A 24115-nucleotide genomic window follows, 5' to 3' on the forward strand; every position below is an offset into this window, starting at 1 on the left:
CACAGGTCTGTCGGGTCTGTAAGGTGTGCGCCACGTGGACCGCCCGGGGAAGGCCCGGCATCGGACACTCGCGGAGGAGAACGGATGACGACGCGTTGGACGACGGCGGTCCGCGCCACGGGTGCTGCCCTGGTGGTCGTGCTCGGGCTGGCGGGCTGCGGCCTCGGGCCGCAGGAACCGCTGCCCACGCCCACCGCGACGGTCGACGCCCCCGTGGAGACCGAGCGGAGCGGTCCGCCCAAGCCGCCCGAGCCGCCGGAGGAGCCCGTCGTGTGGCCGCTCACCGGCGTGCGGACCGACAAGCTCCCGAGCCGCCCCGCGGTGTCGGTGAAGATCGAGAACTCGGTGGACGCCCGCCCGCAGCGCGGCCTCGTAGAGGCCGACATCGTGTGGGAGGAGGTCGTGGAGGGCGGCATCAGCCGGTTCGTCGCGACCTACCACTCGAAGATCCCCGACGTCGTGGAGCCGGTGCGCTCCGTGCGGCCGATGGACGCGGCGATCATCGGGCCGCTGAACGGGATCCTGGCGTTCTCGGGCGGGCAGGGGCCGTTCATCGCCGCGGTGGAACGGACCGGCACCCAGACGCTCATCAACGACGACGGCGATCCCGGGTTCAGCCGGGATCCCGGCCGGTACGCGCCGCACAACGTGATCGGCAGCGTGCCGACGTTCCTCGCGCAGTCGGACGGCAAGCGGACCAACCCGCCGCGCGCGCAGTTCCGGTACGCGCTGAAGGCCGGCAAGGGGACGGCGCGCAAGGGGCAGCCGACCCGCGTCGTCGACGTGACGCTGTCGCCCGCGCAGCGCAGCGTGTGGACCTGGGACCAGAAGAACAAGCGGTACTTGCGCAGCGAGGGTTCGACGGCGTCCGTCGCGGCCGACGGGCGGCGGCACTCCGCCCGGAACGTGCTGGTGCTGTCCACGCACGTGTTCAACACCAAGTGGGTGGACCCGAGCGGGGCGCCCGTGCCGGAGCACAAGCTCGCCGAGTCCGGCGGCATCGGCGTGCTGGCCTCCACCGGGTACAGCGTCCCGGTGCGCTGGTCCAAGAAGGACCGCACCTCGCCGATCGTGCTCAGGACCCGCGACGGCAAGGCCGTGCGCCTCGACCCGGGGAACACCTGGATCGAGCTGGTCCCGTCCGGTTCGGGGAGCTGGTCGGTGCGCTGACGGCTGCGCCGGCCGAGCCGGTCGAGACCCTGCCAGAAGCCTCCCGGGAGGGCGACGGCGTCCATCCGCCGCAGCGGATGAGAGAGCTTTCATCCCGGTCTCATCGCGAGTTCATGGCGCCCTAGTTGAGTGACGGGTACTTGCATCTCGCGTCCCTCGACAAGAAAGCGTGGCTGCCATGAGGACCCTCGACACGCCCCTGGACCTGCGCGGGCACGCCGCGCGCCCCGTCGCCACCCCGCTGCGCGTCGGTGCCGCCGACGTCGCCGCCCGGACGCCCGACCCGCTCGTCCCCCGCCTGCTGCGGGCCAAGAAGGCCTACTCGACACGGTTCGTCGCCGCGGCGATCGAGGCGGCTCCCGCCACCTTCGGGCTGGTCACCGACCCGGCGCGGGCGCCGCGTCCCGGCGACGTCGTCCTGGCCCGGGTCGTGACGATCGGCCAGCACCGGCGGCTCGAGTCCCCGACGTCGCGCCGGCAGATCCTGTTCGAGGGGGACGAGATCATCGTGGCGTACGGGTCGCGCTACGCCGCCGACCAGTTCCTCGCGGTGCTCCCGGAGGACCTCGGGCCGTGCCACCTCGCGGCCGCCGGCGGGCTCGCCTCGCGCGTCGTCGACCAGCACGCCGCGGTCAAGGACGCCACGGTGATCGAGCCGATCGGCCTGCTCTCGAACGCCGCGGGGGTCGTGAACCTCGCGGAGTACGCGCCGCACCCGGTGCGGCCGGCGGACTCGGTGCTCGGCCGGGCCACGCGGGTTCCCGTCGTCGCCGTGGTCGGCACGTCGATGAACTCCGGCAAGTCCACCACGCTGGCCTGCCTCGCCCACGGCCTGGCCGCGGCCGGCCTCACCGTCCACGCGGGCAAGGCGACCGGGACCGGTGCCGGCAACGACGCCCACCTCTTCGCCGACGCCGGCGCGCACCACGTCGTCGACTTCACCGACTTCGGCCTGCCCAGCACGTTCCGCCTCCCGTTCGAGGAGGTCCGCGACGTCTTCGCGACGATGGCGGACCTGCTCGCCTCCCCGGCCGGGCACGGCACGCCCGACGTGGTGCTGATCGAGATCGCGGACGGCGTCTACCAGGGCGACACGAGCCGCCTCCTGATGGACGACGCGTTCCGCTCGGTGGTCGACCGCGTGGTGTTCGCGGCGGGGGACGCGCTCGGGGCGAGCGGCGGGGTCGCCGCGCTGCGGGTGCTCGGCTGCGAGCCGTCCGTCGTCTCGGGGGTGCTGACGGCGTCGCCGCTCGCCACCGCAGAGGCCCGCTCCGCGCTCGAAGTCGACGTGGTGCCCACCTACGACCTGTGCCTGCCCGCCGTCGCGCTGACCGCCGCGGGGCTCGGTCCCGCGGGCCTCCGGGCGGCGGGCGAGGTCGGGGACGGGCATGCTGTCGCCTGAGCCGGAGGTACGGGCCGAGGGACGGGGTGCGGGCCCGGAGGGGAGCCGCGGGCTCGTTCGACAATCGGCGGAGCCTGAGGTGGAGGCGCCGCGCGGCGGCGCGCTGCCGAAGGTCTTCACCGGTGCGCGGCGGGGTTGGATCCTCGTGCTCGTCGGGCTGGGGCTCGGCCAGGGTGCGCTCGGGGCGGTCGGCGCGTGGGCGCTGACCCAGCTCCGCGCGGACAACCTGTGGCCGATGGTCGTCGCGATCCTCAGCATCGTGGCGTCGGCCGTGGCGATCGGCGGGCTGCGCATCGAGGAGCGGATCGCCACCGAGCGGCTCGGCCAGGACTACGTGCGCGAGGTGCGCCGCGACCTGGTCGAGTCCGAGCTCACGCCAGGCGGCCGTACTCACATCGGCATCACCGTCGCCCGCACGACCAACGACCTGGCCAGCGTGCGCAACTGGGTGTCGCAGGGCGTCGGCCCGCTCGCGGCGGCGGTCCCGCTGATCGCGGGCTCCGCCGTCGGGCTCACGGTCCTCGACCCGTTCCTCGGCGCCGGGTTCCTGCTCCCGCTCGCCGCGCTCGCCGTCGTGCTGGTGCCGTGGGCGCGGACGGCGTACGTGAAGTCGCGGAGCCTGCGGCGGGCCCGCGGGCGCATGGCCACGCGGATCGCCGACACCGTCGGTGCCTCGGAAGGGATCATCGCCGCGCAGGGCACGGGCCGGGAGCTGGGCCACATCGACTCGGCCTCCGACGTCGTCGTCGACCGGGCCGTCGACCGGTCGGTGGTCGTCGGCACCATCCGGGCCGGCGGCACGGTGGCGGCGCTGCTCGCGACCCTCGCCGTCGCGGCGGTCGGCGTCGTCCGCGGGCTCGACCCGGCCGTCACGATGGCCGCCATGGCCGTCGCGGGCATCGCGGCGGCGCCGATCGTCGACCTGGGGCGGATCGTCGAGTACCGCCAGACCTACCTGGCCGCCCGCGCGGTCCTCGCGCCGGCGCTCGCCGACGCCGCCCGCCGGCGCGCCGAGCACGAGCGGGTGGGCCGCGACGCGGCGTCGGCCACCGTGCCGGACGGCGCGGACGGACCGGACCGCGTGCACGTCGTGGTCGCGGGGCTCACCCCGGAGGGGTCGCCGCTGTGTGGCGGCGCGGGGGCCCGGATCCGGCTGGTCAGCGACGACCCGGAGGCGGCGCTGCGGCTCATGCGCCGGGCGGTCGGCCTCGACCTGGCGCCGGCCGGCCTGGCCGACGAGACCTGGGTGGCCGGCCAGAACCTGCGCGCCGTCGCACCGGCGCGCGGCCGGGCGCTGGTCGGTCTCGCGACCCGGGGCACGGTGTTCGAGCGCGGGCCGTTGCGGCGCGCGCTGCGGTACCGGCGTCCCGACCTGGACGAGGAGACGGCCGACGAGGTCTTCGCCGCGGTCGGACTCGACGTCGGCCGGTTCCCGGACGGCGCCCGGACGGTGCTGCGCGCCGGCGGGGAGCCGCTGACCGTCGACGAGCGGGCCCGGCTTGCCCTCGCCCGCGCGATCTACGGCACGCCGCCGCTGCTCCTGGTCGCCGACCTCGACCGCGACCTGGACGAGGAGGGGCGGGCCCGCCTGAAGCGGATCCTGGCCGGGTACCCCGGAGCCGTGGTGTTCACCGGGCCGGACGAGCTGGCGGCCGCCCTGGGCGCGGAGGACCTACGCCTCGCCGCGGCGCCGGTCCCGGTCACCCCGGACGGGCGGGTGCCGGACGACGACTGACCGTAGTGGTACGGGGGCTCAGTAGTAGTACGGGAATTGCTGTCCGGTCAGCCGACACTTTCTGGTGAGAGCGAGAACGGCCGGGATCGTTGGAATTCCAACGATCCCGGCCGTTGGTCGCGTTGGGATCGGATGGGCTTGTGCGGACCTCTTGCGGACTATCTGCGGACTGGCACCGGCCCGTGTCTTGCGGTGCGGGCAGGCCGTCGGTCGCGGTCGCACCCAATGACCGCGCCAGGTTGGCCCCGGTCACCAGACCTGGGGGGGACGGGACACACAGTTAGCGGACGGCTGGTGGTTGGTGGCACTGGCTTCCGCGCGCCGACGTCAGTTGCGCTTGGTCTTCTCAACGGCGGTCGCGACCTTCTCGATGGCTATCCGCACTTTGTGGAGGCTCCCGTCCGGGCTGTCCAGCGTTTCGCGATACGAGTGGATGTCTACATCCAAGCGCTGTTGGGGCAGGGGCCCGTAGGGCCCGTTTGCATCGATCGTGATCGTGTACCGACGGCTCTCGTCCGGGCCCAGCACCGCATCCCCAAACCCAAGAGGCCACGTGAGCTGCCTGCCAGGCGCAAGGGAGGGCAGTCCTTCCCTTAGCCTCCTAGACGCCGCTTCGTCCCGTTCTCCGCCACGCAAGGTCCCGGTGGGGAGTGGTGGCTCGAACGTAGCTCGAACGTTCGTTGCGAACGTCGGACCGGAGTTCCCGACTACGACTGTGTGGAGGTTGGGCTCCTTCGAGTCTGGCCGGATATCGACCCAGACGTACGGCTGAGTCGCATCCTGGTGAATCTTGCGCTGCAGCCCTGTTTGCCTGATCGCTGCCCACGCACTCAGCCCCGCGAAAACGGTGGCGAGAACGGCAATCGCCGTTGGCAGCAAGGTGACCAATACGTTGGGCTCATCCATGGGCAGAGCGTCCCACGAGCCATGCCGGGGGCACCGGATCACACCGGGTGACATACGGATGCAGTCCAGTCCGACGCTCGCACAAGCCCCCTTGACTTGATCCAACAAGACCCCTAGACTTACGATATGCAGCGTAGGGATCTGATCAGACGGATCAACAGGATCGCCAAGGACGCGGGGGTTGCCGCCGAGTACACCGAGGGCGGCAGTCATACCAAGGTCCGCGTGGGCGACAAGCAGACCACGATCCCGCGTCACAACGAGATCAACGAGCACACCGCCCGAGGCATCCTGCGCTACCTGGAAGGGAAGAACTGATGGACGTCACTGCACACGCGACACGGTCCGGCGACTGGTGGGCCGTCGAGGTCCCCCAGATCCCGGGGCTTTTCACCCAGGCTAAGCGACTCGACCAGGTCGAGGCGCTGGTGGTCGATGCCGCCGCAATGTTGGGGCACGACGATGTACGCGTTGACGTCGTGGCCGACCTAGACGCCGACGACCGCCGTGCGATCGACGATGCCAGGGAGCGCGGCGAGCGGCTCGCCAAAGCCGAGCGCGAGGCTGCCACCGCGTCCCGCGAGGCGGTCGAGCGCCTGCGTAGCCGTGGCCTGCCCGTGCGCGACGTCGCGCGACTTATGAAGATCAGCCCGCAGCGCGTTTCGCAACTTGCCAAGGTGCCGCAGCTCCCCAAGGTGCCGCAGCTCGCCAAGGTGCCGCAGCTCCCCAAAGTTCCGCAGCATGTCTCGGAACTTGGCAAGGCACAGCAGCGCATTTCGGACCTGGGCAAGGCCCAGCGGCAACTCTCGAAGCTCGGCAAGACCCAGGCCACTGTTAAGGCCCCATCCGACAGCAAGGGTTCCTCCGCCGGCAAAGATGCGTGACGACGACTGAGACAACGTCACGGCTGTACCGGCGTTCTTGTCGGAAGGGGCCTCGGAGGACCGGGCCTCTTTCGGATGTCAGCATCCCAGCTGATGGCGCGGGTTTGGTTCCCGTCACCCGCTCCACAAGGCTCCGCCACAGGTCAGGGGTGTTTTCTGACCCGGGGTGGAGTCGCTTCGCGGCAGCATGCCGCGTCTGTGGGCCCCATACGGGCCCCAACGCCGCTCAATCCGTCTCGGATGACGTCTCGGATCCGGCGCCCTCCAGTCGACGCAGTTGCTCTTCCCACGTCTCGGCCGACTCGCCATCCTCCAGTTCGCGCACCCAGACACCATCGACGGCAACCTCCCGCGCCTCGGAGCGTGCGTCCGAACAGTTGTCACGCGGGTTCGGCGATGTGTCACATGCGGCAACTTCAAGAAGCGCCAAGTAGAGCACCGTGAACCGCGCCAGTTCGGGTTCGTCGTCGACCACGTCGCCCGTCAAGCCGAAGTTCATCGGCAGCGTCGGTTCGATGGCGTGCGCGAGCAAACCCGCTTCATCACTCGCCACGAGCTCCATGTGGGGCTTCTGGCCCTCGAAGGTGTCCCTGGCGGTTCGATACTCGCCAAGGGTCGGTTGACACGGCACGTCCGGGGCAAGCCGTTTGTCAGTGCCGGGAATGCAAGATTCCCAGCGTGCCGCCGCTGCCGTCGCGTATGCGTCCAGGGCATCGAAGTACTCGATGTACGCCGCCCGCCTGAGGTCTCTCTCCTGGGCTTCGGCGACGGCATCAGCGGCTGCGCTTGTCCCGGCCATGGTGAACCCGCCACCGATCAGAGCACCCCCCAGCCCCACTGCACCCGTTATTGCAGCTACCGCGACGTTCGACCTGGACGTTGCGGCGGTGTTCCTTGATGAAACTCTGGACTGCCCAGCAATACGGCGAGATGTCCGCATGCCCGACATTCAACAGCACCGCGTGCCCCCGGTCAGGGTGACAGGTTGACTTCACCCCAGGTCGTAACCGACCTGGGGTGAAGCCTCTCCGCCGCTACAGCGGTTCGACCCGCGTCATCTCCACGAGCTGCAGCACCAGCGCAGCCAGTCCGATTGCCTCGTCGGTCGTGCCGCCAAGTTCCAGCACGACGGCTGCGGAGATGCCCGCGAGCACAACCAGCCAAGCGCGCCGCGCCCCTCGATTTCCACTCACGTGGTCATCCTTTACACTCACGAATGTTCCTCTCTTCCGAAGCCCATGGAAAACGAGGACGTCAGGCCCCATCTGCTCGCTACAGCAGATGGGGTCACCTCGTTGAAGGAGATCGAACCACGAACCGTTGACAGTCACGTGCCGCCACCCACGACCACGCGGACACGAACCGGACCGCACGGACCGAAACAAGACCGAATCGGTCGGTCCGGTCCGTAAAACCGCAGGTCACAGAGGTATGTGAAGGGTTGGTGATCGCCCCGGTCTGCGCCACGAAGCCGTTGGCGGTGTTGGGGGATGCGGACTGGCTCTGGGCCCAGACTTAGGGCCCGGGCAGACCTGGCCACGGTCACGGACCACGCGGTCCGGGGCTTCGTCATGCTGCCGGGCGCGTGACTACTCCGCCGCCTGAACGATCTCCTCGGCGGCGATGAGCACGGCCTCCTCCACGCGGCTCCGATCCCTCGCCGCCGCGAGGGTCAGCCGGAGGCGGTCCTTCTGGCTGGGCGGCATGTCTTCGAGGAGCTGCCGCCCGTGCTCGACGAACTCGTCGAAGTGCTCGCCGAATCCGACGTCGGGGCGGACGATGCCGTCCAGCTCGACGACGTAGAACAGGTCATCGACGTGCTCGGTGCCGTCGGCGATCCGGGCACGCACGTCGTCGGGCAGGTAGTGACGGGTCGCGGCGTCGGCCATCGCGGCGTGCATGGTCAGGACCCAGTCGGCGTCTTTGGTGCTCATGATCTTGCTCCTTACGTGTGGTCTAGGTGATGGGTGCCGGGACGCGAGTGCGCCTCGGGACTCTCGACCTTGCTCCGGTGCCTACCGCTCGGCCACTGGACCGCCTGCGAAACCACTGTGTCCTACGACTCGAAGGCCTGCGCTACCCTTCCTCGCTGACGTGGCTGTTCTCCGCGGAACTATCAGTTCCGCGTAATGCCGGTACAAGTTCGGTGGGGCGACCTACCGACACGTACCGCCCCGCCCCAACCTTGGAAGTGCACTCGGATCACTCCGCTTCCAAGGGGAAGACATGCACCAACACGCGGGCGCCGCTTCAGCATGGCCAGCAGTGTGCGCTGCTCTGTGCTCGCCCACGGAAGTTATCCGTTGACCGGGCCCGGTCCGGTGGCAGTGGCGTATGTGTGCGCTAGCGAAGCCGCCGATCTGGATCAGCAACGCGCCGCCGTCACCGGGTACGCGCGCGACGAAGGCTTGGCCTTGGCGCAGATCATGACGGACCGGTTCGACGGGTTCACCATCAGTCAGCTCGTGCAGGCGGCCCGGTTCCACGACGCTCGCCTGGTCCTCATCCCAGCCGCCGCACGCCTTGCCACAGCGCGTGCGCGCGTCGCGGCCGACCTCGAGTCCCACGGTGCCGCGTGCATCGTCATCGGCGAGAAGCCAGCGGCCACGACGACGCGGCGCCCCCGGCTCGCCGAGAAACTGCCCCGACGCACCATCCCAACCACACCAGAGGTAGATCAGTGAAGACGACCGAAGACGGCGTGCGAACGCGGACCAAGGCCATGGTGGCGCTCGATATCGACGGCACTCTCCTCGACACGGGCAAGCCCGTCCCTCACGAGACGGTGGCGATGCTGGACTTGGTCCGGGCGGCCGGGCACGGCGTTGCGCTCGCCACCGGGCGGTCCCTCACCGGGGTGCTGCCCGTCGTTCGGCAGCTCGGCCTGACCGACGAGTACGCCGTGACGTCCAACGGCGCGCTCACCGCCCGTCTCGATTCCGGCGCACCTGCCGGGTACCTGATCGAGGAAGCTCACCACTTCGACGCCGCGCCGGTCATCCACCGGGCAGCCACGCTCGGATCAGAGGTGCGGATCGGTGTGGAGGAGGTCGGATGGGGATGGAGAGTAAGCCGTCTGTTCGACGACGGCCAGGTCAACGGTGACCAGAAGCAGGTCCCACTAGCCGACCTGCACAACGCTCCCGCTACCCGGGTGGTCGTCCAGGCGCCAGGCATTCGTCAGCACGCAGACCTCTTGCGCGCGACCGGCGTCACCGTGACCCCGGCTGGCCCGGATTGGCTCGACGTCACCCTCCTGGGAATCTCTAAGGCGACGGCGCTCGAAGGGATCCGCCAGCGGCTCGGGGTTGCGCCGGACCGCACGATTGCGGTTGGGGACGGCATGAACGACGTGCTCATGCTGGAGTGGGCGGGACGTGGAGTCTCGATGGGCCATGCGCCAGCCGCCGTGCGAGAAACGGCCGGTGAGGTCACGGGAAGCATCACAGAGCAGGGTGTGGTTCCCGTTCTCCGCTCGCTCGTGCCCGCCGCTGCGACCAGCGCACATCTTCCCTCGCTTGGCGCCCAACTTGTCGCGGCTCTTGCGACGGCCGCAGGCCATGCGGTTCTGCGGGTCTGGCACGGCACTGACGCCGAGTTGGTCAAGTGTGAGGTCTGGACCATCGGCCACGGACGCTGGACTCGTCACGCTCCGATCCCAGGCGGGATCGGGTCCACGATGCGTGAGATCGAGGTCGCCGCCGCTATGGCCGGCGTGACCTATCCTCTCGGCGACCTGGGGTTGCGCGCCCGGTGGACCAGGACGCCAGCCGCCCTTGATGGCCCGGACTCTTTCGCACTCCCCATCACGCACTAAGCCCACCGCTACGGCCTAACTGAAGGCCCCCAACCGCAGAACCATGCAGATCTGGGAGCCGTCGTGATGCCGGGCACTCCGTTTCACTCCGAGTTGGCTTCCGGGGCGTCGTCCGCCTCAGCCTTATGGACGAGCCAGTCGATGACAATCCGCAGGGGTGAAGAGTGCCAAAATGGCGCGACATGCCGCCCATCGATCGTGCGTTTGGCACGCTGGCGTGCTGCGACGGCGGTAGCCTGCGGACATGGCAGACGGGACAAGTATCGAGTGGACCGAAGCCACCTGGAACCCGGTCACGGGGTGCGACCGCATTTCCTCCGGGTGTGACAACTGTTACGCGCTTACGCTGTCCAAGCGCCTGAAGGCCATGGGCGCTGAGAAGTATCAGACCGACGGCGACCCGCGGACATCAGGGCCGGGATTCGGCGTAGCGACTCACCCGAGGACGTTGGAGCAGCCGTACAGGTGGCGGTCGCCGAAATTGGTTTTCGTGAACTCGATGAGCGACCTGTTCCATGCGAAGGTGCCGCTCGAATTCGTTCAGGACGTGTTCCGCGTGATGGCGGAGACGCCCGAGCACACATACCAGGTGCTCACCAAGCGGCCGCTGCGGGCGTTGCGTATGGCGACCAAGTTGCCGTGGCCGCCGAACGTGTGGTTGGGAACTTCCGTCGAGAACCAGGACACGCTGCACCGGGTCGGCCACCTGCGGCAGATCCCTGCGGCAATCAGGTTCCTGTCGTGCGAGCCTCTGCTCGGGCCGTTGGACGGCATTGACCTGAAGGGGATCGACTGGGTCATCGCAGGTGGAGAGTCGGGACCGGGTTACCGTCCCATGGACCTGGCCTGGGCGCGCGGCATACGTGACGCCTGCACGGAGTCGGGAGTGGCCTTCTTCTTCAAGCAGTGGGGCGGACGTACACCTAAGGCGCTGGGCCGCGAACTCGACGGCAAGACCTGGGACGAGATGCCCGTCGGTCTGGCGGGCTGAGGCTCAGACGAAGGTGATCCGGGTGCCTTCCGGGAAGGTACCCTTACGCTTCTGGCCATGGCAAATGATCCTGCCGTCGTCCTGCATCGGCTTGAGGGTCTTCTTCCTGACGTGCGACGCGGCGAAAGGCGTATGTATCACCACGTGCTCTTCAACCTCTTCGACCGTCACCGTCGTACCGCTAAACTTGCGGCCCAGCTCTTCTTGCAGGGGTGTCGTGTCGACGTCCATCGTGAACAGCACCGGCTGTCCGTGTAGCAGGTCGGAAAACTTGTACTCGCCAGTGGGATCTATCTTCCACATCGCCGCCTTCATGGCCTTGAGGCCGGTGTAGCTGCGGGTGCAATAGAAGATGTAGTTTCCGGTCCTGCCCTGGGAATTAACCATCGCGAAACGCTGCACGTACGGGAACTGACATACGTCTCGCAGTTGGGCTTCGTAAAGTTCGGTTAGGAACGGTCCACGCCCTTGGTCGCCCGCGGGTGGCGCCTGGGTGAAACGGTCAGTGCCGTAGAGCTGCTCGAAGCTCTTGTCCACTTGCCCGGATGTTGCGAAGCGGTTGGCGCTGTTGAAGTCGAAGTAGATGAACAACTCGCACTTGGGAAACTCGAGAAACTTCTGGAGTTGGGCCATCGACACGTCCTTGTAGCCGAACGGGTCGACGAACGCGAAGGTCGGCGCGAGCTGGTTCTCGCCGAGGGAGTCGAGAATCTTGGCCACCAAGTCGGAGAAGTTCGCGTTCGACAGGCTGACCTTGACGTTCTTCGGCAGTGCCCCCAGCTCGGCTTCGAGCTCGCCGAGGCTCTGCTGGAGCCGGGCGTAGCGGCCTCGCTCATGCTCGTTGAACAGGAACACGAACTCGCAGCCCGTCATCTTGGTTGCGTAGTGGTGCTCGGCCAGCGTCCGCAGCGCGATGACCGGCGAGCCGGGCTCTCCACCCTCGTAGATGCCTGGGCCAGCGAACCCGTCGAACATCACCACTCGCTTGTTGAACTTCGACATGATCGGGAACCACGCCCCGAGGTACGCGCGAAGGAGGTCGTGCTTAGCACGGGTGTGCGGCTCCATCTTCCAGGTCACCGTCTCGGGCATCGTCGGCTCCTCGCATCGGTTCGTGGGCGTCGTCAGACCCGCGCCCTGCGATGTAGACCCGCGACCCCGCCCCGCCGCTGCCAAGCATAGGGTTGTACGCCCAGGTAACGGCGTTCGCCGAGCCGGTTTTGTGCAGTTCACCCGCAGGCTCGCCACCATCACGGATGACGAGTAGGTGTGCCGAGATGCGACACGGCACTCCGCTGACTTTACGATCTTGCTTAGTGGCCCGAGGTCGCCCGAGCGCATGACGTGTTCTCGATCGGCCAGGCAAGACCCTCGCGCGAGGACGAGCTTGCCGCCGCTGAAGCCCGTGCCTTCACGGTCCACATGTCGGCTCGCATTGCAGTCCCCGTGGACCGCCGGCAACGTTGCCGAGTTGACCTCAATAAGATCAAGGGCGCGGCGCCGCCGGTGGGGATGCGGACCCCCGCGCTCCGGGCGCTGCGCGCACCCCCACCGCACCCCGCCTACTGCAGCGTGGATGAAAACTGCCACCACCTCCAGTCTGTGCTCGTGTTTATGCGCGCTTCCATGGAAGATGTCTGCCATGGATAACCGCGAAAGTAGCGCGTTCGGGATCGGGTTCAAAGACTGGACCGCAGGCGACCGCAGTGGACATGAAATCCAGAGTCCCGATTCTGCGCCGGATATTCTCGACGCGATCGACGGCGCGCTGGCTGGGTGGCTCACTCACTACATGAATGCAACAGCACAGATTTCAGGAGGAATCTACGGACTCCTCGAAAACCACGCTCAAAAGCTGATGCTAACTGCTGCGGTGAACGACTTCGTTGGTGTCGTTCGACACGCTCTGCATCTAGACGGTCGTTCGGCGGCGCACAGTGCCAGGGTTCTATTCGAGCATGTTGTCAACCTATATGACATTACCGGATCCAGCAAAAACACGCCTGCACGTTATAGCGAGCACAGGGTCGCCGTCGAAATGGTTGCGGCCGGTCGCCGATCCCACCTACCGCTCCTGCCACGCGCCGAGAGGAGGAGGGAGGTCGCGCGGTTGGACGCGCTAAAAAAGCGATCTGCGCCGCGCCTCGCGCGAGCCATTAAGGCATATGGTTCGTCGTTCAAGCGTCAGTGGGCCAAGGGAAGTTTGGCGGATCGGGCTGCAAGCCATGGTCTCGGCTCGCACTACGACGGCTACCGCGTACTGTCCGCAGTCATCCACGGATCGAGCGGATCTATGGCTGGTTTGGTCCGTGATATTAAGGAGGTGCCAGTGCATCGCACCGGGAACGACCTTGAACTGGCGGCGGTGGCGCTATTCGAAGGTTTGACATTCTTCAAGCTATTTATGGAGAAGATAGATACTATCAGTGACTCCTGGGAGGCCCGAAACATCATCGAGGCTACTGACGAGGCGCTTTCCGAATGGCCGACCATTCGCAACGGCTTCCGTAAACTCGATCGAAAAATGTGGCCGACCGAACCAGAGCCTGTGCCGGCGGCCTTGATTGCCTTCTACCCTGGCGGCGAAAAGTGGTATTACTACCAACCAATCGATCAGACCCTAATTTTGGCTCATCCGCCGCGCACGGAGCCACCGACTCTTGATCGGGTGCGCCGCGAGGTGAAGCGTACCGGCCCGAGGAATTCAACGGTCGGCCGATGACGGCCCTCGTTCCTGAAGTTCGCGTTGAGCCGATGAAAGGCCATCGGGAGTTCCCGGCGAGCGCGATCATGGTTCCCTTTGATCACCCTGCTGCTCGTAAGTTCCGCATGTCCAAGACGTTTCGGCGCCTTGAGCCGTGATGGGGCATCACGTCCTACTTCGCGATGTGCGTGGGTGCCAAGGTATCGTCTCCTAGGCCCCCACAGACGCTGTGTGACCCCAGACGGTGGACGCGAAACAGTGTCGGCGCAGGCGAGGTCACTCCGCCACGGCCTGTGCTACTCCGTCCAAGGAGCGCGAGGAATGCCGGCGTGGAGCAACGCGGATCTGCGGCCGGAGTCAGCGAGCTGGGGGTGCGGCCGGAAGTTCCTCGGCGAGGACGACGCATCGGAAGCTGGTGTCGTCGTCGAGCATGGTGGCTGAGGCATCGTTGAACGTTGACGGTGTGACCCGTGCGAACGGGCTGGTCCATGCACCGGCCTTGAGCTCGTACCGGTCGGGTTCCGTGGCGCTGGAGGTCCATTCCCAGCAGTTGCCGCACAGGTCGTAGACGCCGTAGACGCTGACGCCGGACTGGTAGCGGTCGACGGGTGTGGTCGACCGGATGCCAGACTCTCGCGTGTTGCACTTCGCGGGTGTCGGCTGGTCGCCCCAGGGGTACACGTCGCCGTGCGGGCTGCGAGCCGTCTTCTCCCATTCCTGGGCGGTGGGCAGGCGCTTGCCCGCCCACTCGGCGTACGCGTTCGCGTCGTGCCACGTCACGAAGACGACGGGGTGCGTGCGGATCGCGGCGGGCGCACGCCGGTCTGGCCAGTGCTGCGGCGGAGTGTGACCGGTCGCGGTGACGAAGTGCTCGTAATCAGCATTGGTGACCGGGTAGACGTCGATGTAGAAGTCCGGGAGCCACACGGGCTCACGGCTCGTGCCCGCAAGGTAGACCCCGGCGCCGACTAGAGCCATCTCCCGCCCATCGGTGGGATGGCGAATGATCTGCGTAGTCGGCAGTGACGTGCTCGGTAGTTCCTCGTCGTCGCTCTCGGTCGTGTCGCCGCCGAGCAGCTTGGCGAACCGGGTTTGAACGTCCGCTGTCGCGCGGGACAGGGCAGTGTCGAGTGCGGCCTGGTTGGTCGGGCGGATCTGCATGGTCTCGCCTCTGGCCTCCCACTTGGAGACCATCCGGTCGCTCACGCCCAGGTGCTGCGCGAAGTCCTCCAGGCTCATGCGCAGCGCGTGCCGCAACGCGCGCACCTCGACCCCGGTCCACCGCTCGACGCTCGCCACTCGTCCCCCTCGTTGCCGAGGCGTGAGACTAGCGGCCGGAGCGGTCTCGTGCACTGTTAACACTCAGAGCACCTGCTCCCCGATCTTGGCGTAGGCCTGGCGGAGGTCCGCGATCACGGGGTGGTCGCCATCGAACGTGTGATCGTCAATCTTGGTGATCGCTCGCACGCCGATCCCGGAGCTCGTGGCGAAGGCCACCGGGAAGTCCGCCAGATCCGAGACATGCACTGCCCGGCGCTGGTCGTAGCCGGCGCCGGCCAGGAGTTCCATCGTGACGCCCTCCAGGACCTCGGCCGCGGGCCAGATGACGTCGCTGCCGTCGAAGAAGCCGATGTTCCAGGTGGCGCCTTCGCTCACTGCGCCATCGGGAGCTGTGAACAGGACGTCGTCGTACCCGGCCAGGCGTGCGGTACGCCGGTGCGCGAGTGTCGCGAACAAGCCCGTCGACTTCACACTCGGGAGGTCTCGCTCGTAGACCGAGGTCCGTACTTGGAAGGGCGACAGTTCCAGCGATCCGGCCGGGCGGGACGTCACCAGGACCCGAGGCTGGGTTGCTTCCTCGGGGCTGCCGAGGGTGATGGTCGGGTCGAAGACGGTGACCCGGACCATGCCGGCACCGGTCTCGGGTGCGAACCGGCGCGCGAGGTCCCTAACGCGTTCGGTGTCCAGGTCTGCTCCGAAGAGCGCCTTGGCATCGCGGGCAAGGCGCGCCAGGTGCAGATCAAGGCCGCGCACGGCGCCGTTGTCCACCCGCATGGACGTGAAGTGCCCGTAGGCAGTCAGGGCCAGAGCCTCTAGTTCCTCAGGCGTGACCGGCACGCCATCCAGTTCCGCCGTCATGGCGCCAGTCTGCACTCCGGGCTGGCGTCAGAGAACCACCTACCCGCCTAGCGGGCCCGAAGTTCGGTGAAAGTTCGGTCCCGCGCGCAAGAGAGTTCCTTCTCAGCCCGTGGAGACGTTGGTTGGCTGGTCCTGCACTCGCCGGAACGCGGCAACCGGCGGGACATCTCCCGCCGGACAGACCAGAAGGGGAACCGGATGAACGAGAACACCACCGACACCGGGTCGGCCACGCTGATCGAGGAGCCCGTAGTGACCGAGCTGGGCTCGGTGACGAAGCTGACGCTCGGCACGCAGACGAAGGACACGGCCGACATGAAGGAGTACTACTACTGAGCGCCCACCTCGGACACCAGTAGATAAACACGACGGGAGGCCCGATGGTGATGCGTTGTTTCGGTGGAACCCGCACGGCGTCGGGTTTCCCGCTCGTTCCCGACGGGAGCCAACTGCTCCGTCTGGGGCGTGAGGTCGTCTGGACGCTCGGTGACTGGGCGGATGATCAGGTCCGGGTACTCGAAGGTCCGGGCTGGTGGTGCGCAGTCCTGGGCGATGTGGTCGCGGACCATGCCGAATTGGCTCGGCAAGCGCGCCGGTTCGCGTCCCGGCTCGATGACACGCCGCTTGCTGAGCGGGGCGGCTCCAGCCACGTGGTGTGGGCTGACGACCACGAGATGATCGTGACGGGCGACCAGGCGGGCACCCGCCTGGTGTTCCACGCCGACTATGAGGGAGCGACGCATTTCGCGTCGTCGGCCACGATCCTCGCTGACCTCATTGGCTCCGACCCGGACCCGGCGTGGTTGAGCCTGCGCCTGGCCAGTCGAGACCTCGTCCCGTCATCAAGCCGCTCGGCGTTCGACGGCGTCAGCACCGTCCCAGCGGACGGGATGCTGCTACTCGACATCCAGGGACGAGCGCGCACCGCGGCCTTGCACCGTCCGTCGCCATCGACGTCTTTCGCCGACGGCTCCGGCGCGCTACGAGAGGCGATGCTGGCCGAGGTCCGGCCGTTCGTCAGCGCTGGCACCACTGCCGACCTATCCGGTGGGCTTGACTCGACCGTCGTCGCGGCCGTGGCGAGTCGCGCGTCTGCACAGCCGGTCACGGCGCTGACGCTCGACTCCGCGCAACCCGACAACGACGACGTCGAGCGCGCGAGCATGGCCGCGGCGCTGCTGACCAACGTGCGGCACGAGACGAGGACGATCCCGGACGCGGTGCTGCCCTACACCGCGATCGACGAGGTCCCTGTCACGGACGAGCCATGGACCGATGCCGTGGTGCACGCTCGCACGGCGTGGTGGCACACCGAGTTGCTTCGCCTGGGCAGCAGGGCACACCTGACCGGAGATGGAGGAGACGCAGTCCTGGTCGGGCCGCTGGCATACCTCGCCGACTTCGCACACCATCCCGCGAGCCTGGTCCGTGAGGCACGCGGCTGGGCCACGCTGCGCAACTCCCCGAGCTTGCCGGTGATTACTGCTGCCCTCCGGCTCGCTGCTACTTCTCCCGATGCGGCGTTGGCATCGCTGGCCAGAGAAGCACTCCGGCCCGCACCCCGTGCGACATCAACGGCCGCGCAAGTGCGCTGGTTCGACCAGCCGAACACCGCGTGGCTCACCGAGGACGCACGCCGCGCAGTTGCCGGCGCGATCCGCGAGTGCCTCCTTCCGAAGCGCCCAGGCTGGTCCGTCGGCGACCATGCAGCTCGGTCGGCCGTGACCTCGTTCGCCCGGCAACAGCGCCTCGATCAACAAGCCGCCGACGTCAACGGTCTGCGGCTGGTCTCCCCGTATCTGCACGACGGCGTCGTCACCGCCGCTCTCTCGGTCCCGGCGTCCGAGCGCACGACGGTTCATGCCGCGAAGCCACTCCTGCGTGCCGCACTATCGGGGCTCGTGCCCGACGGCCTGCTGTCCCGGTCGACGAAGGGCAACTACTCCGCGCTGCACTATCGCGGGATCGCCCGGAACATGGACCTGCTGCATGACCTGCTCACCGGATCCCGCCTGGCGGACATCGGGCTGCTCGACGCGCCATCGGCCCGCCAGGCGCTGGCACAGGCCGGCCGGGGCGTCGATGTCCCGCTGGCTCGTCTGGCATCGGTCGTAGCCGCCGAAGCCTGGTACCGGGCACACGAACGACGTACCCGCGCACGTTGGACACCTGTGAGAGAGGACAAGGCATGTCTCGCTACGAGCTGGCCACTCACGTCACCATGACTCCCACGCCGGACGGCGGTTCCGTCCTGGTGGACCTGCGCGGAGGCAATCTCTTCGCGCTGAACACGACCGCGACCGTCCTCCTCACAAGCCTGACGGACCCGGCCAACGAGTCCACGACAGCGGCCGTCGAGGAACTGGCACGTGCGGACTACCAGCGCGCCGTCGAGTGGACTGACCGCCTCTCTGGCGACCTGCTTCGCCGCGGTCTCATTCAGGAGGCGGCATGAGCGTCTCCATGGCGGTCCCTGCTGCCCGCTCCGTGCCGCGTGTCATGCAGATGCAAGCGGCCATGCTGATCGTGGTGGTCATCGCCTGCCTGCGACTTCTGCCGTTCCGCGTCGTGCATGCCATGACCACCCGGCTCAACCGACTCCCCGGCAAACCAGCCGACCACACCGCCGCCCTGATGATCGTGGTCGCTGTCCGGCGCGCGGCCTCATGGTGGCCAGGACGCGCCGCCTGCCTCGAGACGTCCCTGACCGCGACGTGGCTCGCCGCATTGCGCGGCCAGCCGGTCACCTGGTGCCACGGAGTCCGACCACACCCGTACACGTTCCACGCCTGGGTCGAAGCCGGCCAGACACCGGTCGACGAACCAGCAACGACTCGCGCTTACCTGCGCACAACGTCCATCCCCGCCCGCACCATCGAGAGGAACCACCGATGACCAGCCAGGTCACAGCCGCCGTCGAAGAAACGTCCTACGCCTACTTCGTCACCGAACCTGATGGATCGAAGCTGCCCCAGTCGTCCGCCATCGCGGCGGTCTCCGAGACCTTGACCCTCCTGGACGTGCAGCCCGGCCAGCATGTCCTGGAGATTGGGACCGGCTCCGGCTACACCGCAGCCCTCCTGTCCCGCCTGGTCGGCCCTCAGGGACACGTGCACTCAGTTGAGGTCGACCCCGACCTGGTCCACCGCGCTCGCGCGCGCCTCGTCGAGGCGAGGATTACCAACGTCACTGTCACGCACGCCGACGGATACGCCGGAGACCCCGACGGGGCGCCGTACGACAGGATCGCCGCCTGGTCCACCCCGCACCTGGTACCCGCGCCGTGGATCGACCAGGCCACACCCGACGCCGTCATCGTCACCCCGGTCAAGGTTGCCGAGCTCGCGGTCGCCAACGCGATCGTCACGATCCGCCTGGCCGACGGCGTCCCGACCGTGACCGACGTACGCCCCGGGTCCTACATCGAGATGCACGACGACGTCGTCACGACGTTCGCCCTGCCCATCCGATACGTCGACGCCTCGATCCCCAACGACATCCCGAACGACACCGGGACTGACGGCGCCCCGTGGTGGCTCAGCGGCGCGCACCTGCACGACGACCCGGCCACCGCACACGACCTCCTGGATGTCATCGCGAAGTACCCGACTGAGGAGCCGTCACCGCTGACCGCCGACGAGCTGGGAGACTTCACCGCGTGGCTCTACGCCACCCGGCCCGACGGGCTGGTCACCGCTGGGCTACCCGACCACCTCCTAACCATCGGGGCCGCCACCAGCACGGGACTCGCCCTGCTCGGACGCCGCACCGCAGTCCACGCCGGGACTCAGGACGCACTAGACCTGCTCCATGAGTGGATCGCTCAGTGGCGCGACGAAGGCGCCCCCGGATGGGACCGTCTGACCGGCACCACGATCCCGGACGCCGAAGGATGGATCGTCCGACTTGAAGGGTAGGTGGGTCCAGCAACGCTGGTCGTCACGCTCTCTCCTCGGATACTGAGTTGAGGCAAGCCTCGGGTGGCGTCGGGACGTGACCAGCTACTCGACGCCATGGCTCGCGGCGGCTGGGCGACGAGCGAGGCTTGTTCGGGTTCGCTGAACCACGCCTCGATCGTCGCGTGGCGCGCCGATCCTTCATGTAGGCGAGCACCTGCGGCAGAGCCAAGGCCGCAACAATGAAGGTCACAGCTACGACCGCTTGGGGCCAGGAGGTGATCCCGGAGACCCCGAGGTCTTCGATCACCGCGCCACCTCTCGCATCCTGCGGACCGTTGCGGGGGTCATCCTGAACGCGGACGTCGGCCGGACAGTTGACGTCCGGGCGGATCCGCACCAGGGCCGCGTTGTAATCTGCACACACGGACTACTCCTCACGAGCAGGTTCGTGCCCTCGCCCGGCTTCCGCCAAGATCCCGGGCGAGGGCTTTTACTTTTCCGCACGAACGGTGCGGACACGAAAGGACGGTACGTCCGCCAATTGCGACCCGCCAACCCGAATCCAGAATTCGTCTCGCGCTTCACCTAACTTTCACATACGTCTAGGGATACCGTACGCGCAGGTCAATGTGCTAGACGTGCTAGCACATATAGCGATCCAATCGTCCCTAGAATGCCATCATTAATCCAGCCCACCGTCCGTTCGGGGGTCGCCTTGTTTTTGTCCGCACAAAAACACCGGCGAGCCGTCGATTATCGCATTACTGGGGCCAATGTCGGCGCTTAGAGAGACGGTCCTTCAGGTCGTTGCCGTCGGTCGACTCTGGCCGCTCCGGGGTACGAGGGCGCCCCTCGCCGGTCCGGCGCCTGCGTGGGCCGCAGCACAGCCTGGACCCGCCGGGCGTGATCGCGCTGGGTGAGAGTGGTGGGCGGGTCGCCAAGCAGGCTGTCTCCAGTCACGCCATAGAGATCCCGGTAGGCGGCCACAGCGGCGACTGCGTTCTGCCAGGCCTGTTCGCCGGGTCCATCGGGGCGTGGGGGCAGGTGCCGGGTCCAGGGCTCATGATCGCCGAGTGCTTCCTGGGCGAGGGCGCGGGCGCGGTCCTCGATGAGTTCGGCGCGCCGGTCGAGGGCTTCGTGGACGTCCTGTGGGAACTGTCCCTGGGCTTGTGGGACCAGCCCGGCGATCCGGTTCCGCCCGGTGGCCGCGCGGGCGGCTGCGTGGCTGAGGCGGTCGTGCAGGACGGCGGCGATGTCGTTGGCGTCGTACAGGCTCCTGGTGGCTGTGATCCGGGGCAGGAGGCGGTAGACGTCGTGCCCGTCTGCTTCGGCTCGGCGTAGTTCAGCGCATAGTGGCCCGAACGCGTCGGACTCCACGACCTGGGCGATATCGCGTCGTGTGAAGCCTTCGCCGGCCAGGGTGTGCGCAACGAGTTGGGTCCAGCGTGGGCGTTGGGCGTGGGTGGCGATGGTGTCGTACTCCGCGGCGAGCTGCGCGATGGATCCCCAGCGGTGTTCCTCGTCGCGGCGCGCCTGGTGTGCGGAGGGTTCGGCGCCGACCCGGTGCAGGATGCCCGCCAGGACGGCGCGCGCGGCGGCCTGCTCGGGCAGGTCGGGGTCGATGTTCGCACCGATGGCGTGTTCGTGGTTGTGGTTCCGGTCGGGCTGGTCGACGGGCACGAACACGGTGTTCGCCTGGCGGCCTCTCGTGAGGGCGACGTACAGGTTCTCCCGGCTCATGCTCGGGCTCGCGACCGTGTGCGCGGTGTCGACGGTGAGGCCCTGGGCGCGGTGTCCGGTGATTGCGTATCCGAGGTCGACGTGCTCGGCCACGTACGCGGCGGGCAGCCGGACCGTCCCACCACTGAGTTGTTGCCCGCGCTGACCGTTGCGGGCGTCGGTGTGCGCGTCGGGGTCGATGCGCTCGGCCGTGACCGACCCGTCCCGGTGGACGGCGGTGATCTGCCAGCGGTCGCCGTTGCGGACCCATCCGGCGTGCCCGTGGCGCAGGGTGCGGTCGTTGCGCCGGGTGAGGATCAGGTCTCCGGCCGAGGCTCGGGTCTGCCCCGCGAGGCGGACGGTGCGGCCGTCGGAGACGCGTCCGGTCAGGACGCGTTCGGCGCGGGCGCGGCGGTTGAGGTCGTTCATCGTGGCGGTGTCGGGCACGACCAGCACCGATGACAGCCCGGTCTCGGTGTCGGCCTTCCACGCCGTGTACGCGGCGGCGGTCATGTTCTCGGTGGTGCCCGCCTGGATGCGCCCGTGGTCCTCGTATGTGCGCAGGATGCCGGGGTCGCCGTCGCGCAGCCGGAGCGTGGCGTGCTTCTCCCAGCCGGAGTGGAAGCGGTGCACCTCGACCAACGTCGGAACGTCACCGCCCGTCCGGGCGCGTTCACCGGCCAGGAGCGTCAGGGCTCCGCCGGTCTCCACGGCGGGGAGCTGGGCGGGGTCGCCGACTAGGAGCACCTTCGCGCCGGCCTCCGTCGCCGCCCGGGTGAGGCGGTCCAGGGTGTGCGTCCCGGCCAGGGATGCCTCGTCCACGATCACCAGTTGCCCGGCCTTGAACCGGGCGCGGCCGTGCCGCTGCCGGGTGAGCCACATCGCGGTGTTCTCGCACTCGATCCCGAGCTCACCACTCAGGACGTCGGCAGCGGCCGCAGAGGGCGCCAGACCGACAACGGTCCCGGGCCCGTGCTGTCCTTCCCACAGGGTGCGAAGTGCACGCAGGGTGGTGGTCTTCCCGGTCCCGGCTGGTCCGATCAACAGGTCCAGGCGGCGGCCCGAACCGGCCACCATGGCGATGGCTTCGGCCTGCGAGGCGTCGAGCGCACCGTCTCGGACACCGTGGTTCAGGATGGCCCTGAGCAGGTCGGCACCCAAGTGTGGTGCGGTGCGGTCGTCCATGAGCGCGAGGAGGCGTTTCTCGGCGTCCAGCACGGCCTGGGAGGTGAACACGACGGAGTGCTTGGGGCGCAGCGTGCTGGACCCGTCCGCACGCAGCATCGCTACCGGGGTGGGTGCCAGCTCGGGTGGGGTCAGGGTGACCGAGCCGCCTTCGGTCTGCGCGACGATCCTCGCCACGACCTCGACTCGGTCCTGATGCGAAGCCATGCGCCAGTGCATGGTCTGGCGTTCGGCTTCGGCCCACAGGTTCCAGTGCTTCCACGTGGCCTTCTTGTCCCCCACCACGCCCAGCACCACGGAGGCCGCCATGTCGACCACGTCCTGGGGGACATCACCGGCCGTGAACACTTGCCCCGGTTCGGCCAGGGCAGCAGACAAAAGGCCCTGTGCCCACTCGGTGGGGTCCTGGCCCAGGATGCGTTGGGCTCGCTCGCGCCACTGCGCCGAGAGGTCGGCCAGGGACGCGATCGTCTTCGGTGGGCGGGTCTCCAGGTTCGCCTGCTCACGCAGCCGGTTGATCGTGCCTGACGACGGCGCACGCCCGTGCTTCTCGCGGTACTCGGCGATGAGCTGGTCCGCGCAGTGCTCGATCTCGGCCGACCGGTTCGAGAACTCCTCGATCAGCTCGTCACTGACGCCGACGATCTCCATCCGCGGGCTGCGGTCCTTGCCCCGGACACGGCGTTCCCACTTCACACCGAGGGCGGCGGTAAGGCGGTCGGCCAGGACCGCGTTGTAGTGCTCGCTGAACGCGACGTTCGCGTTGAACAACGCGCGCGAGTCCAGGGTGCGCCACTTGCCGTCGATCAGAGCCCGGACCTTGTTCGCGATCACCACATGGGTGTGCAACTGCGGGTCGTGCGCACGGGAGTCCCAGTGGTCGAACGCCGTGGCGACCACCCCGGTGACCTCCACCTGCATGATCGACCCGTTCCCGGCATCGGTGGCCATCCTCGTGGCCGCGATGTGGTCCTCGATAAACCGGATGGTCTCGGCCATCGCTGCCCGGTGCGCACCCAGGATCACCGCCTTCGTGTTCCGGTCCGACAGGCCCCACAGCACCGAGACCGACTTCGCGGGCGAGAACGTCAGGTCGAACCCGGCGACCGGTGTCCGCTTCCCGGCCAGCGTCTCGTCCTGGACGATCGCGTCAACGGCGGCCTGCCGGTCTTCCGGGCTGAGGTTCGCGTCCAGGGCGGCGGTCCGTTTCTCGATCCGCTCACGCAGCGTGGCGATCTTCGGGTAGGCCCGGCCCAACGGCTCGGTCGTGACCGGGTCCCGACCCGCCTCCAGGAGCCGCTGGAGCTGCGTCGTGGTCACCCGCTGCCCCGGCGCGAGCACACCGCCACCGCCGAGGCCGCTCACGCCGCGTCCCAGCCAGTAGCCCGGCGGGGTGCCTACTGCGGTGTAGTACGCGGTGACCGGGTCCATCCCCAGCCCATCACCGGGGCTGGGGAAATCGCAGTCGCCGTTGGCCACAGAACCGGTCAGGTACTCGGTGCCGTTGCCGACGCTCATCGGATGGATGCTCACCGTCACGACCCACCACCGACCCTGGGGTGTG

General features: G+C 68.1%; 22 protein-coding genes. 14 read left to right on the plus strand and 8 right to left on the minus strand.

Translation table 11 applies throughout. The features are described 5' to 3' along the window. The first annotated feature begins 84 nt into the window (after positions 1-84). The 3 genes from AC0QU1_RS02930 (at position 85) to AC0QU1_RS02940 (ending at position 4307) form a co-directional block, all read left to right on the plus strand. Positions 85-1170, plus strand: coding sequence for a DUF3048 domain-containing protein (locus AC0QU1_RS02930; protein WP_483574207.1), 1086 nt, complete (start codon positions 85-87; stop codon positions 1168-1170). Between the two features lie 178 nt (positions 1171-1348). Continuing rightward, on the plus strand, positions 1349-2572 hold the full coding sequence (locus tag AC0QU1_RS02935; protein WP_483574209.1) for an ATP-binding protein: 1224 nt from the start codon (positions 1349-1351) through the stop codon (positions 2570-2572). 79 nt (positions 2573-2651) lie between these two features. Beyond that, the gene (locus tag AC0QU1_RS02940; RefSeq protein ID WP_483574210.1) at positions 2652-4307 is read left to right on the plus strand and encodes an ABC transporter domain-containing protein; all 1656 of its coding nucleotides are present in this window, start codon (positions 2652-2654) and stop codon (positions 4305-4307) included. Between the two features lie 327 nt (positions 4308-4634). Here AC0QU1_RS02940 and AC0QU1_RS02945 read toward each other — a convergent pair whose 3' ends face one another. Then, entirely contained in the window at positions 4635-5213 is a 579-nt protein-coding gene (locus AC0QU1_RS02945; RefSeq protein WP_483574212.1) for a DUF8453 domain-containing protein, read from the minus strand. A 126-nt stretch (positions 5214-5339) separates the two neighbouring features. On the opposite strand from AC0QU1_RS02945, the gene AC0QU1_RS02950 reads away from it, so the two are divergent. Continuing rightward, positions 5340-5531, plus strand: coding sequence for a hypothetical protein (locus AC0QU1_RS02950; RefSeq protein WP_483574213.1), 192 nt, complete (start codon positions 5340-5342; stop codon positions 5529-5531). Then, a complete protein-coding gene (locus AC0QU1_RS02955) occupies positions 5531-6097 on the plus strand; it encodes a hypothetical protein (RefSeq protein WP_483574215.1) in 567 nt (188 codons plus the stop codon). The genes AC0QU1_RS02950 and AC0QU1_RS02955 overlap by 1 nt, the downstream gene beginning before the upstream one ends. A gap of 226 nt (positions 6098-6323) precedes the next feature. On the opposite strand, the gene AC0QU1_RS02960 is transcribed toward AC0QU1_RS02955, so the two are convergent. From AC0QU1_RS02960 to AC0QU1_RS02970, 3 genes are all read right to left on the minus strand, one after another. Then, on the minus strand, positions 6324-7037 hold the full coding sequence (locus AC0QU1_RS02960; protein WP_483574217.1) for a hypothetical protein: 714 nt from the start codon (positions 7035-7037) through the stop codon (positions 6324-6326). A gap of 94 nt (positions 7038-7131) precedes the next feature. After that, positions 7132-7290, minus strand: coding sequence for a hypothetical protein (locus AC0QU1_RS02965; protein WP_483574218.1), 159 nt, complete (start codon positions 7288-7290; stop codon positions 7132-7134). Positions 7291-7686: 396 nt separating this feature from the next. After that, entirely contained in the window at positions 7687-8031 is a 345-nt protein-coding gene (locus AC0QU1_RS02970; RefSeq protein WP_483574220.1) for a hypothetical protein, read from the minus strand. Between the two features lie 345 nt (positions 8032-8376). On the opposite strand from AC0QU1_RS02970, the gene AC0QU1_RS02975 reads away from it, so the two are divergent. From AC0QU1_RS02975 to AC0QU1_RS02985, 3 genes are all read left to right on the plus strand, one after another. Then, positions 8377-8781 carry a hypothetical protein gene (locus tag AC0QU1_RS02975; protein ID WP_483616375.1) on the plus strand — a complete coding sequence of 135 codons (405 nt, stop codon included), beginning with the start codon at positions 8377-8379 and terminating at the stop codon, positions 8779-8781. Then, a complete protein-coding gene (locus AC0QU1_RS02980; protein ID WP_483574223.1) occupies positions 8778-9914 on the plus strand; it encodes an HAD family hydrolase in 1137 nt (378 codons plus the stop codon). Before AC0QU1_RS02975 ends, AC0QU1_RS02980 begins: the two co-directional genes overlap by 4 nt. A gap of 244 nt (positions 9915-10158) precedes the next feature. Beyond that, positions 10159-10905 (plus strand): DUF5131 family protein, encoded by a 747-nt coding sequence (locus AC0QU1_RS02985; protein WP_483574224.1) that lies wholly within the window; start codon positions 10159-10161, stop codon positions 10903-10905. A 3-nt stretch (positions 10906-10908) separates the two neighbouring features. On the opposite strand, the gene AC0QU1_RS02990 is transcribed toward AC0QU1_RS02985, so the two are convergent. After that, positions 10909-11997 carry a three-Cys-motif partner protein TcmP gene (locus AC0QU1_RS02990; RefSeq protein ID WP_483574225.1) on the minus strand — a complete coding sequence of 363 codons (1089 nt, stop codon included), beginning with the start codon at positions 11995-11997 and terminating at the stop codon, positions 10909-10911. Between the two features lie 550 nt (positions 11998-12547). Between AC0QU1_RS02990 and AC0QU1_RS02995 the strand changes: the two genes are divergently transcribed. After that, positions 12548-13627, plus strand: coding sequence for a DUF5677 domain-containing protein (locus tag AC0QU1_RS02995; RefSeq protein ID WP_483574226.1), 1080 nt, complete (start codon positions 12548-12550; stop codon positions 13625-13627). A gap of 339 nt (positions 13628-13966) precedes the next feature. Here the strand turns inward: AC0QU1_RS02995 and AC0QU1_RS03000 are convergent, their stop codons facing one another. Together AC0QU1_RS03000 and AC0QU1_RS03005 are read right to left on the minus strand one after the other, a co-directional pair. Then, entirely contained in the window at positions 13967-14908 is a 942-nt protein-coding gene (locus AC0QU1_RS03000) for an SUMF1/EgtB/PvdO family nonheme iron enzyme (RefSeq protein ID WP_483574227.1), read from the minus strand. A gap of 63 nt (positions 14909-14971) precedes the next feature. After that, positions 14972-15748: an aminotransferase class IV gene (locus tag AC0QU1_RS03005; protein WP_483574228.1), complete on the minus strand. Its 777-nt coding sequence runs from the start codon at positions 15746-15748 to the stop codon at positions 14972-14974. A gap of 198 nt (positions 15749-15946) precedes the next feature. Between AC0QU1_RS03005 and AC0QU1_RS03010 the strand changes: the two genes are divergently transcribed. The 5 genes from AC0QU1_RS03010 to AC0QU1_RS03030 are packed head-to-tail and all read left to right on the plus strand — an operon-like array spanning position 15947 to position 19665. Further along, positions 15947-16084: a lasso RiPP family leader peptide-containing protein gene (locus AC0QU1_RS03010; protein WP_483574229.1), complete on the plus strand. Its 138-nt coding sequence runs from the start codon at positions 15947-15949 to the stop codon at positions 16082-16084. A 44-nt stretch (positions 16085-16128) separates the two neighbouring features. Further along, positions 16129-17973, plus strand: a complete 1845-nt coding sequence (locus AC0QU1_RS03015; protein ID WP_483574230.1) for an albusnodin/ikarugamycin family macrolactam cyclase — start codon at positions 16129-16131, stop codon at positions 17971-17973. After that, entirely contained in the window at positions 17937-18203 is a 267-nt protein-coding gene (locus tag AC0QU1_RS03020; protein WP_483574232.1) for a hypothetical protein, read from the plus strand. The genes AC0QU1_RS03015 and AC0QU1_RS03020 overlap by 37 nt, the downstream gene beginning before the upstream one ends. Next, the gene (locus AC0QU1_RS03025) at positions 18200-18643 is read left to right on the plus strand and encodes a lasso peptide biosynthesis B2 protein (protein WP_483574234.1); all 444 of its coding nucleotides are present in this window, start codon (positions 18200-18202) and stop codon (positions 18641-18643) included. The genes AC0QU1_RS03020 and AC0QU1_RS03025 overlap by 4 nt, the downstream gene beginning before the upstream one ends. After that, the gene (locus tag AC0QU1_RS03030; protein WP_483574236.1) at positions 18640-19665 is read left to right on the plus strand and encodes a protein-L-isoaspartate O-methyltransferase family protein; all 1026 of its coding nucleotides are present in this window, start codon (positions 18640-18642) and stop codon (positions 19663-19665) included. Before AC0QU1_RS03025 ends, AC0QU1_RS03030 begins: the two co-directional genes overlap by 4 nt. Before the next feature lie 765 nt (positions 19666-20430). Here AC0QU1_RS03030 and mobF read toward each other — a convergent pair. Then, positions 20431-24069: a MobF family relaxase gene (gene mobF / locus AC0QU1_RS03035; protein ID WP_483616377.1), complete on the minus strand. Its 3639-nt coding sequence runs from the start codon at positions 24067-24069 to the stop codon at positions 20431-20433. Positions 24070-24115 lie beyond the last annotated feature (46 nt).

Source organism: Promicromonospora noduliphila (genome assembly GCF_056951025.1).